Source organism: Oceanispirochaeta sp., assembly GCF_027859075.1.
Classification (GTDB): Bacteria; Spirochaetota; Spirochaetia; order DSM-2461; family DSM-2461; genus Oceanispirochaeta.
This window is the reverse complement of sequence record NZ_JAQIBL010000055.1, coordinates 1-13,646: the sequence shown is the minus strand read 5'-3', so window position 1 is coordinate 13,646 and position 13,646 is coordinate 1. Positions and strand designations below refer to the sequence as shown.

At 41.2% G+C, this 13,646-nt stretch carries 12 protein-coding genes; 7 read left to right on the top strand and 5 right to left on the bottom strand.

The features are described 5' to 3' along the window. Positions 1-272 precede the first annotated feature (272 nt). Positions 273-395 (top strand): hypothetical protein, encoded by a 123-nt coding sequence (locus tag PF479_RS03140; protein ID WP_298002140.1) that lies wholly within the window; start codon positions 273-275, stop codon positions 393-395. Positions 396-529: 134 nt separating this feature from the next. On the opposite strand, the gene PF479_RS03135 is transcribed toward PF479_RS03140, so the two are convergent. Further along, on the bottom strand, positions 530-2,410 hold the full coding sequence (locus PF479_RS03135) for a methyl-accepting chemotaxis protein (protein WP_298002138.1): 1,881 nt from the start codon (positions 2,408-2,410) through the stop codon (positions 530-532). A gap of 159 nt (positions 2,411-2,569) precedes the next feature. On the opposite strand from PF479_RS03135, the gene PF479_RS03130 reads away from it, so the two are divergent. Both PF479_RS03130 and asnA read left to right on the top strand, forming a co-directional pair. Continuing rightward, entirely contained in the window at positions 2,570-2,815 is a 246-nt protein-coding gene (locus PF479_RS03130) for an RNA-binding protein (RefSeq protein WP_298002136.1), read from the top strand. A 339-nt stretch (positions 2,816-3,154) separates the two neighbouring features. Continuing rightward, positions 3,155-4,192, top strand: a complete 1,038-nt coding sequence (gene asnA / locus PF479_RS03125) for an aspartate--ammonia ligase (RefSeq protein ID WP_298002134.1) — start codon at positions 3,155-3,157, stop codon at positions 4,190-4,192. 259 nt (positions 4,193-4,451) lie between these two features. Here the strand turns inward: asnA and PF479_RS03120 are convergent, their stop codons facing one another. From PF479_RS03120 to PF479_RS03105, 4 genes are all read right to left on the bottom strand, one after another. Continuing rightward, positions 4,452-4,952, bottom strand: coding sequence for a hypothetical protein (locus tag PF479_RS03120; protein ID WP_298002132.1), 501 nt, complete (start codon positions 4,950-4,952; stop codon positions 4,452-4,454). 393 nt (positions 4,953-5,345) lie between these two features. Next, positions 5,346-6,179 (bottom strand): aldo/keto reductase, encoded by an 834-nt coding sequence (locus PF479_RS03115; protein WP_298002130.1) that lies wholly within the window; start codon positions 6,177-6,179, stop codon positions 5,346-5,348. Positions 6,180-6,531: 352 nt separating this feature from the next. After that, on the bottom strand, positions 6,532-6,837 hold the full coding sequence (locus tag PF479_RS03110) for a hypothetical protein (protein ID WP_298002128.1): 306 nt from the start codon (positions 6,835-6,837) through the stop codon (positions 6,532-6,534). A gap of 53 nt (positions 6,838-6,890) precedes the next feature. Next, positions 6,891-8,657, bottom strand: coding sequence for a methyl-accepting chemotaxis protein (locus PF479_RS03105; RefSeq protein ID WP_298002126.1), 1,767 nt, complete (start codon positions 8,655-8,657; stop codon positions 6,891-6,893). A gap of 692 nt (positions 8,658-9,349) precedes the next feature. On the opposite strand from PF479_RS03105, the gene PF479_RS03100 reads away from it, so the two are divergent. The 4 genes from PF479_RS03100 (at position 9,350) to PF479_RS03085 (ending at position 12,844) form a co-directional block, all read left to right on the top strand. Beyond that, positions 9,350-10,369 carry a TRAP transporter substrate-binding protein gene (locus PF479_RS03100; protein ID WP_298002124.1) on the top strand — a complete coding sequence of 340 codons (1,020 nt, stop codon included), beginning with the start codon at positions 9,350-9,352 and terminating at the stop codon, positions 10,367-10,369. A 140-nt stretch (positions 10,370-10,509) separates the two neighbouring features. Next, positions 10,510-11,040 (top strand): TRAP transporter small permease, encoded by a 531-nt coding sequence (locus PF479_RS03095; RefSeq protein ID WP_298002122.1) that lies wholly within the window; start codon positions 10,510-10,512, stop codon positions 11,038-11,040. Continuing rightward, positions 11,037-12,329, top strand: coding sequence for a TRAP transporter large permease (locus tag PF479_RS03090; protein ID WP_298002120.1), 1,293 nt, complete (start codon positions 11,037-11,039; stop codon positions 12,327-12,329). The genes PF479_RS03095 and PF479_RS03090 overlap by 4 nt, the downstream gene beginning before the upstream one ends. Positions 12,330-12,397: 68 nt before the next feature. Continuing rightward, the gene (locus PF479_RS03085) at positions 12,398-12,844 is read left to right on the top strand and encodes a YcxB family protein (RefSeq protein ID WP_298002118.1); all 447 of its coding nucleotides are present in this window, start codon (positions 12,398-12,400) and stop codon (positions 12,842-12,844) included. The last annotated feature ends 802 nt before the right edge of the window (positions 12,845-13,646 follow it).

Here is a 13,646-nt window from a genome sequence, read left to right as displayed (position 1 = left end):
GATTATTGAGCAGGGTACTCCTGAAGACATTTTCAATGATCCAACAAATGAAAGAACCCAGGAATTCCTTAAGCAGGTTCTGAAAGCAGAATAATATGCATTTCTCACTGTACCAATTTAGGGGACAGTGAGATATGCTTTTCAATCTCGGCTATGCTTTCAATTCACAGGACTTGACTAGTATATCAGCTGAATTATCATTCAAATATTTGATTTTCTACACCGATTCTCATAAAAATTAGAATAGATAAATTATTCTGAGGAGGATGGTTATGTCAATAATAACTGTTACTGGTGGAATAGGATGTGATGTGGATATCATTGCTGAATTGGTCGCAGGGCAATTGAATCTACCTCTTCTTGATGTTCAGAAGCTACCGAGAAAGATAAAATAAGACTTTCCGGGTTTGCTGACTCCGTCGATTACCGGGACAGAGTTATAAATTTTGTAGAACATATTCCGGGAGTCTCTGAGGTTACGGCCGACGTTGCTATCTATCAAGCGGGGCGAGGCCTATAGCATTTCCGGTCAGAGTCTGAATCCTTCAATTACCTCTTCCAATGCGAGTCCCAGGGTCTTTCCCTCAACTGAAAGAATCTTCAGTTCCTTCAGGGCATCGCTGATCTGGGAGTTGGATTTGTGCTGGGATACTGTGATTTCCTGAACACGATCGGTCTGTTCAACAAATCTTTGAATATTTTTTTTAAATTCGTTGTTGTCTTCAACCTGATTCATTGTTTCATCCTGGATTATTTCTGATGTATCAACCACCTTTCCGACCAGAGACATCAAGTTAGAAGTCCCTGCTTTCTGCTCTTCCATGGCTGATGCTATTTCTCGGGAAAGAAGGGAGGACAGATTCACCTCTTCCAGTATCTGATTCAATAGTGAACCGGCAGAACGTGTCGTGCTGACACCCTGTGATACCATATTATTCATCGTCTGAATGTTCCTTGATATTTCTCCAGTATTTTCGGAGCTGGTTCCTGCCAGCTTTCTTACTTCGTCTGCTACGACTGCAAATCCCCGCCCCTGGTGTCCTGCATGAGCTGCTTCAATGGCAGCATTCATTGCGAGTAATTTTGTCTGTGCCGCCACTTTGCTAACGACAAGAACCAAATCATTCATTTTCCCCGATGTCTCATGAATCTCTTCAATAGAAGAAATGGATGTGTTCACCGCCTGACTTCCTGATTTTACATTCTGTTCAAGATCATCGCTTATCTCTTTGGCTCTGTTTGTCGTTTCGGAAACGCTCTTGATATTGGCTGCTATTTCTTCGATAGTTGCAGAAGTTGAACTGACAATTACACCATGATCTTTCATCAATTCTGATATACGTTCGAAACCATTTAACATGAGGGATAGTTTACTATCGGTGTCGCTGATCATGCTTTTCTGATCACTGATATAATTGTTCATCTCCATCGAGGAGCTCAGGATCTGATCAATCTGCAGTTTTGCATCATCAATGGACCGATCAATTCTTTCAGAAATTACAGGCATTTTTCCTGCAGCCCTGGAGACTTCAATAAATGCAGAATGAAGTTTTGACATCAGTTTATTTACTTCTTCTACAACATCGCCGGACTGATCAAAATTTATAATATGCATACTTGCTGTGAGATCTCCTCCGGCATTGTTCAGTTCTTTCAATTTTGAAATCAGTAAAGAAAATTGAGCCCGGTCTTCCATTTTGCTCAAGTAGATTAATAGAAGAGATATCACAAGGAATAGGATGCTGACCAGAATTGTTCCCCCTTGAAAACTCAAGCCGTTGGGCATATCAGATAAAATATAGAATCTCCCTGTATAAGTCGTGAATATCACTACAGCCAGAACCGTAGCTGCCGTGATAAAGGTATTTTTATTCTGTATGAAGTGATCCACCTCTCCCTTTTTTCTGCTTATGATGTTTAAGTAAGTCCTGATAGGAATCAGAAGTATATTCATGGATATGGCTGTAAATAATGCTCCGAGGATTCCTGAAATAACACTAGTGGACAGGCTCCAGAAGAATGGGATACCACCCGGGGTCTCCCAGTGATAAGCCATATAAAAAGCCAGATTGGACAGTATCCATAATGAACTGTGGGTGATGATCAGTATCCAGGGAACAGCCAGGGTAGCTGAACGGGCTTTTTCATAATCTGTTTCATTTTTAATATAATTAATAAGGGGTTTCAGTTTGCGGTATAAGACTATTGCCATCAGGGCGAGAGCAATAAAAAAAAGACCAAATATGGTTGGTTTGAAGGACAATAACAATCTTTGTGAAAAGGTTGCACTAAGAAGCGGGTTGAACAGTTGCAGCAGACTTTGAGAGATCTGAATAAAGATTAAGGGGATGCTCAGGTTTACCAGGATGATCTTTAATATCAGTTTTCTGCTGTTGAGATTGAGTTCCACTGAGGTCTCCATTTTAATATTATTGGATATAGAATATCATTGAAACTGCTATAAATCGAGAAAAAGTCCATAAGAGAGTTTTGTTTAGGAAACCAGATGAATTCCAATTAAGAAGCAATATTATATATTATCCAAATGAAATCTGTTATATTACTTACTATGAAGATATTAATAACTGATCTTTCCAGAAAGACAACAGAAGATGAGCTAAGCAAACTTTTTACAGCATATGGAATAGTCTCATCAACAACTATTATAATGGATAAGATAACAGGAAAATCAAAGGGTTTTGGATTTGTAGAGATGGTTCATGAAAAAGAAGCTCTTCTAGCCATAAAAAAATTAAATAAGTCCACAGTTAATGGTGAAAGAATGAGTGTAAAGAAAAAAAAGGACTCTGAATAATAGCTATAACAGATGGAAATTGTATCTTAAAATCTACAGGTGCCAGGGACCGACAGGTTACAAGTTGAAAATTTTAAATGTAATGTCTCTAGATTTAAAAGAACCGGGGATATTCGATTCTGCTCCGGAAAATCGGAGTAATCATTCAGCCACATTCCCTGCTTCATAATATCACTAATTAGTGCAATCTTTGGGTTTTCGCCGCACCACATTTTCGGTTTCTCAGATGTCTGGAAAACTAGGGAGAAGTCTTACTCTCTTTAAATCATCCTGTTTGCAAATGCTAAATCAGAAATCATGCTTTATACTGATATTTAAAATTATGAGAGGATATATTTTATGAGTGCAGAATATTATTACCCCGAAGGATATAAATCCTTATTGTCTCTTGAAGAAACTGAAAAGGCCATTGCCGATATCAAAATGTTTTTTCAGACCTATTTTTCCGCCCAGCTGAGACTTCGGAGAGTCACCGCGCCCCTTTTTATCGAAGCGGGAACCGGTATTAATGATGATCTGAATGGTATAGAGAAGCCGGTTTCTTTCAAGCCCAAAGGAATGGGATGTTATGCCGAAATTCCCCAGTCTCTGGCAAAATGGAAAAGAATGATGCTGGGAGATTATAACATTGACCTCGGTTATGGTCTGTACACCGATATGAATGCTATACGCCCGGACGAAGATCCTGATAACCTGCATTCTTATTACGTGGACCAGTGGGACTGGGAAAAGGCAATTTCCTCTTCGGACAGGACTCTGGCTTATCTGAAGTCTATGGTTAAGAAGATTTATGCGACTTTGAAAGCTACTGAATTTATGGTTTTTGAAAGTTTTCCTGAGATAAAACCGATTCTGCCCGAAAGCATTACTTTCATTCATGCTGAAGAGCTTTGCAGGCAGTATCCGGACCTGACTCCTGTAGAGAGGGAATCAAAGGCTGCTTCTCAATACGGCGCAGTGTTTATCATTGGTATCGGCGCTGCTCTTTCCGATGGGAACGCTCATGATGGACGCGCCCCCGACTATGATGACTGGAGCAGTGAAAATGAAGACGGTTACAAGGGGTTGAATGGCGACATTATTCTCTGGAATCCCATTCTTAACCGGACATTCGAGATCTCTTCCATGGGAATCAGAGTCGACCGGGAAGCTTTGTTGAGACAAATGCATCTTCGTGATGCTGAAGACCGGAAGGATCTATTGTTCCACAAACGTCTTCTGTCGGGAGATTTTCCTGAATCTATAGGTGGTGGGATCGGTCAATCACGGCTCTGTATGTTTCTTCTGAGAAAGGCCCATGTGGGTGAAGTTCAGGCCAGTCTCTGGCCGGAAGAAATACGCAGGGACTGTACAGCGAAGGGTATAAAGCTGATGTAGCAGGATTTTACGGAGGGCTTGAACCGCCAGGAGCATGCGCCCTTCAGTCCCTCAAGTTAGTCCGTGTCCTTATCTGATACACCAGGTCTGTTGGTAGCCGTTTCTCATTATGTAGTACGTTTTCTATTTAAAAATACAGGGTTGATATATTAAGGATATCCTTCTCAATTTCAGGGGATCTCCATTGTCTCTGGTAAACACAAATTACAAAACAAGCCTTCGGTTTCCGGAAGACTCGTTTTAATATTTTAAGAGAAATTTAACTCTGATTCATCCAATCTGACTTAATCGTATCAATCTCTTCTTTCCAGGCTTTATCAATGTTATTTTCTAACTCATTTTCAAATTCAACCCTATCGGCTTCAGATTCTGCTCTTAATTCTGATGCCATTACTTTGTAATATTCATTACGGATACCAGGAAGAGCCATTTCCCATTTATCATTGAGAGTTGTTTCTTTTGCTTCAATTTTAGTCAGTAAAGGGTGACCCGAGGCGGCTTCCGTCGATCCAGGTTGATTTTCAAAGAGTGTTGTCAATGTAAGTTTTGCGTCTTCAAAATCCCCGGCAGCAAATTGTGCTTCCGCATCTGCAAGTAGTCTACTGGCTTCAAATTGGGAGATGTCCAGAGACTTTACAAGTTGCGCATTCTCTTTTTTTGCGTTATTCAACACAGTCAGGTTCATGATTGCAAAAATCAGCAATCCTCCGATTAGAAATGATACAATACGGTTCAGTGTAATGTTTTTTTGGTGTTCCATAGAATCCCCTAAATCTCGATTCCCAGGTGCTTAAAGCTCTGGGTGAGTGCCTTGAATTCAACCCGTCATATTCATGGTTTCCTATATATACCGAATCAACTTGTGCCTTACAAAATGTAGTATTACAAAGCTGCTCTACTTACAAACTACTCATTCTCAAGCTCAAAGGACATCATAATTGGTAAAGTAAATTTTTAATGGGATAATAACAATTGAGATACTGATTTGATTTTTGTATAAATCTCCGGGAATCATCTTCATCATTTTAACAATGAAGTGCTTAAAGACCTTCCTGTTCCTACCAGAGCCTGTCTAAGCACTGGTGAAACAATTGCGCAGGGTCGAAGGGTCCGTTTCAAGTCCTCTTTTTGGAATATAAACGACACCAAGACTTTAGAAATTAAATGTATAAGGATCAGGACCAACCCGAGTTCCGCTATCAAGTGAGTTTAGTATTCCCATGTCTTCTTCAGATAGTTCAAAGTTAAAAACATCAGCATTATCAATGATTCTTTCTTTTCGTGAAGATTTGGGAATCGTTACAATTCCGTTTTGCAGATCCCAGCGCAGAATAATCTGGACAGCCGTTTTTTTGTACTTTTCAGCTAAATCGGTGATTTCTTTAATTGTAAAGATTTTTCCCTGCATCAGCGGACTCCATGCTTCCACCTGTATGTTCTTTTCTCTACAGTATTGTAAAAGTTCAGGCTGCTGCAGGTGAGGATGATATTCAATTTGATTTATCGCAGGAATGATATCAGATCCAGATTCTATATCTTTCAGATTCTCAATCATAAAGTTACTCACACCAATTGCTTTCATTCTGCCTTTTGCATAAAGCTCCTGTAAGGTGTCCCATGCCCTTTTATAGCACCCTTTTACCGGCCAGTGTAACAGGTACAAATCCACATAGTCGGTATCAAGAAGTTTCAGGCTCTGCTCAAATGCTTCTTTTACCCGGTCTTGCCGCATGTCTTCATTCCAGACTTTTGTGGTCAAAAAAATATCTTCTCTGGCAACACTGCCTGCTTTTATTCCTTTACCTGTTTCTTTTTCATTCTTATATATTGCTGCAGTATCAATACTTCTGTATCCGGCATCCAAAGCCCAGCGTATAGCATTTACAGTTTCATCGGGTTCTGTCATTTGAAATACACCCAATCCAAACCTGGGCATCTGTATTCCATTATTTAGAGTCGTACAATCTGTAATATTTGTTATTTTCAAGATTCCATCCTTTTGATTAGCAGATTAGTCAGAGAAGTAATTGTTAAAACTTATATTCTTATCTTAATGGTAAGAAACGCTATTATCCCTGTCAACCAGATTCTCCGGAATACAATTTTTCTTGAGGAAGTCGGAAATAAAATTTATCGAGTCTATTTCCGACATTTCTTTCTAGGGTTTGCAGATTTCAATGATCGGAAAATGTTTGATAACCAGAATTAAATAACGAGTCGAAAGAGTAAAGCATGTCCATTGATAAGTATGAAATAAGTCCTGTACGATTCAAAAGCTATTGCACGAGCTGCATGGTTCCTTGTGAAACAGAATATCTATCACTTTGGGGCACTTTCCCCTAAAAGGGTTTACCAGCAGAAAGGTGTTCCCAAAGTTCCCCTAGTACTTCTCGATCCAGGGGATTTTTCCCCTGAGAGGGGAGTACCCGGCTGATATCTGTAAAATCTGAAGGATTGATGACAACCTGCAGGCCGAAGGAGGTCGGAACCCTTATACTGTCTTCACCGGCCTTCACGTGCCGTCCGTCCGGGGCAAGGGCTGCGGTTCCCGAATGGTGAATCAATTTTGTGTTTGCAAGCCTTTGTGCCCTGTCCTTCATGCATAAACCAGCCCCGAAGACCTGTCTCAGCTGTATGATAAACATTCAGACGACTCTTCTCCATTCCACATGGAAAAAAACTACACTAAGGACAATTTTCATATTTCACACAATTCTTCAATATCCTCTTCAAATTCTTCTTGAATCTTTGCTGAGGGTTGGGAGAGAATTGTTTCATTTATATCGTGGAGAGTTAGTTTCTCAAGAATCTCTGTGAATTCTTCAAATTGATTTTGATTCTGCAGCTTCATAGAACATCCAATTCTAAAGCTGTCTCCGTCATGTTCAATCCGGCGGGGTGTCAATAACAGTGATATTTCATTCAGATGGGTGAAACCAATGGGCAGCTGAACATTGGAGGAAATTTCATTTCCAAGAGTAAATTCAAAGTCACTATACATCAAGAGACCTGAAGGTGATAAATCCCCAAGATGTCCAATGAAACGGCCATTCTGGAATATTTCAAGATTGTAAAGGAGAACACGTCTCATCTCCTGACGGGCTATTGTGGAAAGTTGCCGCTCTTCACTGATTCTGAAATGTTTAATTGCATATTTCAGCTCCTTTCCTCCCACTTTTAAATAAGTTGCCAGTTGAGATAGAACTGAAGCAGATGTTGAAGCCGCCTCTGAACCCTCGGCAGCATTTTTTACAAGACTTTGAATTGCATCATATCCTTTGGATTGTTCTTTTAAAGTTTCAGAAAAACCGTTAATTCTATTATTTATATCTCCTGAGATCTTTAAGGTTTTATCAATGATAATTCCCTGTTCTTGGAATTGAATTTGAAAATCATCCATTCCCCTGGTAATTTCAGACATACGAGAGCTTATACTTCCCAGTACCTCCCGGGCATTGTCTCCAAAGTGTTTTACAGCATAGGCTTTCTCTACTCCTGTTTTCCAATAAAGAGTATTTTCATTTATACTTTTGCTGGTTTCTTTTAGAAAATCTCCAACATCCTTGATCGCTTCCCTTGAATATCCAGCCAGCTTTCTAACTTCTGAAGCGATAACAGCAAAACCCGCTCCTTGACTACCAGCCCGTGCGGCTTCGATAGATGCATTTGTCGCTAAAACATGAGTTCTTTCTGATATATCTTCAAGTGTAACAATCACTTTGCTCACCCTTGATGTTTTTTCACTCATCCTTTCCATTCCCTCTTGCAGACTGTTCATGGTTTCCACAAGATTCTGAATTACCTGAGCAGACTGTTCAACATTCTGTTGACCTGTTTTTGCTTCCCCGGAAGCTTTCCTTGTCTCATCGGCCAATGGTTCCAATCTAGAGCTTGCAGCGGCGGATCTCTCATTCAAACCTCTATAAGCATCAGAAGTCTCATTCAGCTGCTCGAGGATTGCTGATATTTCTGTCTCTAAAGAAGATAAGGCGTTCTGAAAACTACTGACCTGCCTAAGAATTACTTCCATGGTTTGGGACTGATCATGAGATTTTTCAGATAGATGGCGTGCTGAAAAGAAAATGTCTGATGCAAAAAGATTGAACTTTCGTGTAGAACGAGATATATCGATGAAGACAGAATTCAAATGATCAGTAAGTATATCCATATTCTCAGCAAGATTATTTGTTGAGGACTCAGCAGACTCAACTATTTTAATTGAGAGATCAACCTCTTCACCTTTCTTTATTTCACTTAAACTACGGGATATCTGGGTAATGATCTTTTTTTGCTTGCGTAAATTAATGAGTAACACTATAAGTGCTGTTCCAGTGAGCAATCCTGAAATCATGATTAATCTGATTGCTGTTATATTTGGAATGAACAGCCAAAGGTATAAAACACTGGATGCAAGGAAAATAAAGAAATTTTTGATTATTATTAATAGGGGAGAATATTTCTTCACTCATTAAAGTTTGGATGAAACAGCAATTAAATGCAATCTAAAATTTTCACTCAATCAAGACAATAGATACTCCTGAAAGTTGCTCTGTTATATATTGTCAATTTCCACGAAATTGACAAAAGTAGAACTTAATCCTGGTTTTGTCGGAACTTTTATATAAATTAATGAGATTTTTCAAAGAGTCTTCTTATAACAGATAAATAAGCACCAGATCTATGATTCTCTCCTTTTTGTTCGCAGACAGATGAGCATAGTATAGGAGTCAAACAAGTTTGTACTTAGTCGTTGACCCCACATAAACACTGGCTCTGATTTTTTTTTTAGTTGTTCAGGGTTAAAAAATTATCCAATTACAATCCTCTTTTAACCATACGTTCAGCATCGTCTTTGCAGCAGGGTGATGGTTGGGGAGAGGGAGGGTGAGTCAATTATATATATACTCAGTGTAAGTAATTAAAAACTGCCATACTACCATAGTAAATTAAATCGCATATACGAATATAGGGGCTTTTTCTTGACAATCGCTCATAACAATGTAATATAAGTTTTACTAACCATTCAAAATTAATAAGAAAGGGAAATGTTCATTTCTATTCGATTTGTACACTTTAGCTTTTTTGTTATGCTGGAAAATTCCTTACCAGGATTCCCGGAGAAACGATGGTTATTGTAATATTCTTAGGAGGTCATCTATGAAAAAAGTTCTATTACTTCTGTTAACAATGGTTGTGTCTTTATCAACTCTGGTTGCTAACGGACAGACTGAAACTGCTGCAGCTGCAGACGGTGGAGACAAGAAAATTACTTTGGTATACGCCGAAGTTAATCCCCTCGACTCTATCGTTGGTCAGACAGGTCTGAAATTCAAGGAAGAACTTGAAAGACTGTCTAATGGCACTGTTACTCTTGATATTCAGCACAGTGGTGTTCTGGGAGCTGAAAATGACGTACTGGATGCTATGCTCGGTGGTGGTGGAACCATTGATATGTCCAGAATCTCAGCTTTCGCTTTGACCAGCTACGGCGGGGAAAAATCCAAACTTCTGTCTATCCCTTATACATTTGTCAACAGGGAACACTTCTGGAAATTTGCCACCAGCGATCTGGCTCCTGAATTCCTTCTTGAGCCCTTTGAAAATGGTACCGGAATTCGTGGTCTGTTCTACGGAGAAGAAGGTTTCAGACATTTCTTCGCTACCAAACCCCTCAACAGCATCAAAGATCTGGCTGGTATGAAGATCCGTGTGTCTAACGATCCTGTTATGCGTGGTCTGGTACAAGGTCTCGGAGCCTCTCCTACCGTTGTCAATTACAATGAGCTATATTCCGCACTTCAGACCGGTGTTGTAGATGCTGCTGAACAGCCCATCGCCAACTATAAGTCAAAAGCATTCCAGGAAGTTGCTCCCTATATGATCCTCGACGGTCATACTCTGGGTGCTATTCAGGTTGTTATTACCAATGAAGCATGGAGCGAACTGTCTTCTGCACAGCAGAATGCCATGATGGAAGCCGGAAAGATCGCTTCTGCCTACAACAGAAAACTCTCCGAAGGTGCTGAAAATAAAGTACTGGAAGAGCTGGCAGCCGAAGGTGTAGTCCCAGTTAAAGTTGCTGACAAAGGCCCCTTTCAGAAAGCTTCTGAAAAAGTTATCAAAGAAGCCAGCGCTAATAATGCAGCTCTATACAAGAAAATCCTCGATATGCAGTAGGATTTTCTCTGTCCGGCGGATTCATCGACTCTTGGATTCACCGGATTCAGGAATCCGTTTCATGTTGAAGATCCGTTTTTCTTAATTATTGGGCACAGAAGCTTCTGCTTTCTGTGCCTCATTTGTCTTAATGAGGAGTTATGATGAGAGCGGTATTTCGAGTTGTAGATAAAATTAAACCTTTTTATGACCATGTGGATAGAGTGGTTCTTTTTATCTGCAAAATGCTGTTGATAATAGATCTTGCTATTACAGCAATGGCTGTTACCGGGAGATACGTTTCCTTTGTACCCGACCCTGCCTGGAGTGAGGAAGTGGTACTCACCTGTATGGCCTATATGGCGGTACTGTCCGCTGCGCTGGCAATCCGGCGCAATGACCACATCCGGATGTCGGCTTTTGATCGGTATCTGCCCCAGAAGCTGCTTGCCATCCTGGATTTAATTTCTGATGTTGCTGTAATGATCCTGGGATTTGTAAGGATCTTTGTGGGATGGAATTACGCGCGTATCCTCGGTTCAAGAGGCTTTTACGTCAGTATGCCCAGTATTTCCAGATTCTTGATGTACTTCCCTGTTCCCCTTGCGGGAGTGGCCATGGTAATTTTTGAAATTGAAACGCTCTATAACCAGATAAAAAAACTGGTTCTCGGGGTGGAGGCTGAGAAATGATTGTAGATAGTATGGCTATTTTTGTCCTGCTGGGAACCTTTTTTCTTTTTATTCTTTTACGCTTTCCTATTGCCTATGCGGTTGCCCTTTCCTCGATTCTCTGCCTGATGAATCAGGGACTTCCCCTTTCAACAGTTGCCCAGCAAATGGTTAAGGGGATAAGCTCATTCAGTCTGATGGCGGTTCCCTTCTTTATTACGATGGGTTACCTGATGGGTAGCGGCGGTATTTCCGAGAAACTGATTGATCTGGCGAATGCTTGTGTAGGTTGGATGCGCGGCGGTATGGCCATGGTCAATATTGTCTCTTCCTACTTTTTTGGAGGTATTTCCGGTTCTGCTGCTGCGGACAGCGCGTCTCTGGGAAGCATTATGATCCCCATGATGGTAGAACAGGGATATGACGATGACTTTTCAACGGCTGTAACCATAACCAGTTCCTGTGAAGGGCTTCTTGTTCCTCCCAGTCATAATATGGTTATTTATGCGACAACTGCCGGTGGGATTTCCATAGGAAGTCTTTTCCTGGCGGGTTACCTTCCAGCAGCGATTCTGGCGGGAAGTCTGATGGTCGGTTCCTATATTATATCAGTAAGGCGCAAGTACCCTAAGGGAGACAAGTTCCATCTTCTCAATCTGCTCAAACAGATCGGTATTTCCTTCTGGGCTCTGGCCGCGGTCCTCCTTGTTGTTGTCGGCGTTGTCGGTGGTGTTTTCACCGCGACCGAATCCGCAGCTATTGCCGTTATCTACAGTTTGCTTGTCAGTGTCTATATTTACCGGGGTCTGACCTGGAAAGGAGTCTGGAGGGTTCTGGACAAGTGTGTGGAGACTCTCTCCATTGTATTGATTCTGATCTCCACATCCAGTATTTTCGGTTTTCTCCTGACTCGTCTGAACGTTCCGACTCTGGCGGCTCAGGCTATTCTCGGACTGACTGATAACCGCATTTTTCTAGCCCTGCTGCTGAACCTGATTCTTCTGGTTCTGGGTATGATCATGGATATGGCGCCCATCATTCTGATCGCAACTCCTATTCTGCTGCCTATTGCCATAAGCATCGGGATTGACCCCGTTCAGTTCGGTATTATAGTGATCCTGAACTGCGGTATCGGACTGCTGACTCCTCCTGTAGGATCGGTGCTCTTTATCGGTTCAGCCGTAGGAAGGGTGTCCATCGAACGTGTGGTAAAGGCAACTCTGCCCTTCTACATTTGTATGATTATCACTTTGATGCTGGTTACCTTTATTCCTTCGGTCAGTCTCTTCCTGCCGTCGTTGTTTAATTAGGAATCAGGTTGGAGTCGGTGTTCAGATTTAGTTATAGTGTAAAGCCGGAGGATCTCTGGGTTTACACTATGGTTAATATCTACAGGTCCTTCCTGGGTGTGTGTAATCTGGTTTTCGCTGTTTCCATGATTCTGGTCGCTGTCAGATTCTGGTCAGGCGGCAGTCTAGGGATCAGAATACTTATTTCTGCGGGCATTCTGCTCTATCCTGTTCTTCAGCCTCTGTTGATTTATTTTCGATGCAGGAGAATTGTGAACAGGATGCCGAGGGAGATGGAGATCCTCTTTGACAAGACAGGCATAACCACTTCGGCAAACGGGGAAAGTGCCCATGTCAATTTTTCAGAAGTTAAATCTGTTGTCAGGATTCTTAACTTGATGATCATCTATACCCAGTCTAAACAGGGTTATATTCTGAACGATCGGGTCATGGAAGATAAAAGCAAGAGTGTATTTAACTTCATAATAACAAAAGTGAATGGGGGAGATAAAAGCTCCAGGAGCAGAATAAGCTGATATCGATAGGAGGAGCCAGGCTTCTTCTATCTGTAGCTGGTGATAATCCGGGGCAATAGATTAATACTGAGACTGGCCTAATTGGCCAGCCTTTTGTTTGTGCGCCCGGCAGGGCGCACTCACTTGGAGGTGAAAGTCCTCAACAAGCCCGACAGGGGGAATTGTTAGCTGGTCGGCAAGGGTGCCCATCGTGAGATGGAATCTGAAGGAAGCCGCAGGCAAAGCGCTGCCCTGACGAACAGGAATCGCATATGAGGCATAATGACCGAATGAGAAGGCAAATATCTTCAAAGTCCTATACCTGTACGGATGGTTGTCATGTATATGCGGCGGGGATAAGCGTGAAGGTGAGTGCGCATTACCTGGGGAGATCTCATCCTCTGCCTTGTGCTACCGATGTCGAGAAGCGTCGGGATGGAAGATGAGAAGTCAGCCGAGGACACTGCAGACTCAACCATTTTAATTGAGAGATCAACCTCTTCATCTTTCTTAATTTCACTTAAACTGCGGGATATTTGGGTAATGATCTTTCTTTGCCTTCGTAAATTAATGAGTAACACAATAAGTGCCGTTCCAGTGAGCAATCCTGTAATCGTGATTAATTTGATTGCTGTTATATTTGGAACCAACAGCCAAAGATATAAGGCATTAGAACCAAGAAAAAAAAGAAACTTATGATTATGATTGAAAGGGGGAAATATCTCTTCACTCACTAAAGTTTGGATGAAACAGAATTTAAATGCAAACTAAATATTTCACTCAAATAAAGAGAATAAAGTCGTTTTCTGAAGACTTTACTGGG

Excerpts from the sequence above, each read along its gene's own strand:
- PF479_RS03130 (WP_298002136.1), top strand. The coding sequence starts at position 2,570 with ATGAAGATATTAATAACTGATCTTTCCAGAAAGACAACAGAAGATGAG.
- PF479_RS03095 (WP_298002122.1), top strand. The coding sequence starts at position 10,510 with ATGATGAGAGCGGTATTTCGAGTTGTAGATAAAATTAAACCTTTTTAT.
- asnA (WP_298002134.1), top strand. The coding sequence starts at position 3,155 with ATGAGTGCAGAATATTATTACCCCGAAGGATATAAATCCTTATTGTCT.
- PF479_RS03140 (WP_298002140.1), top strand. The coding sequence starts at position 273 with ATGTCAATAATAACTGTTACTGGTGGAATAGGATGTGATGTGGATATC.
- PF479_RS03120 (WP_298002132.1), bottom strand. The coding sequence starts at position 4,952 with ATGGAACACCAAAAAAACATTACACTGAACCGTATTGTATCATTTCTA.
- PF479_RS03085 (WP_298002118.1), top strand. The coding sequence starts at position 12,398 with ATGGTTAATATCTACAGGTCCTTCCTGGGTGTGTGTAATCTGGTTTTC.
- PF479_RS03090 (WP_298002120.1), top strand. The coding sequence starts at position 11,037 with ATGATTGTAGATAGTATGGCTATTTTTGTCCTGCTGGGAACCTTTTTT.
- PF479_RS03100 (WP_298002124.1), top strand. The coding sequence starts at position 9,350 with ATGAAAAAAGTTCTATTACTTCTGTTAACAATGGTTGTGTCTTTATCA.
- PF479_RS03110 (WP_298002128.1), bottom strand. The coding sequence starts at position 6,837 with ATGTTTATCATACAGCTGAGACAGGTCTTCGGGGCTGGTTTATGCATG.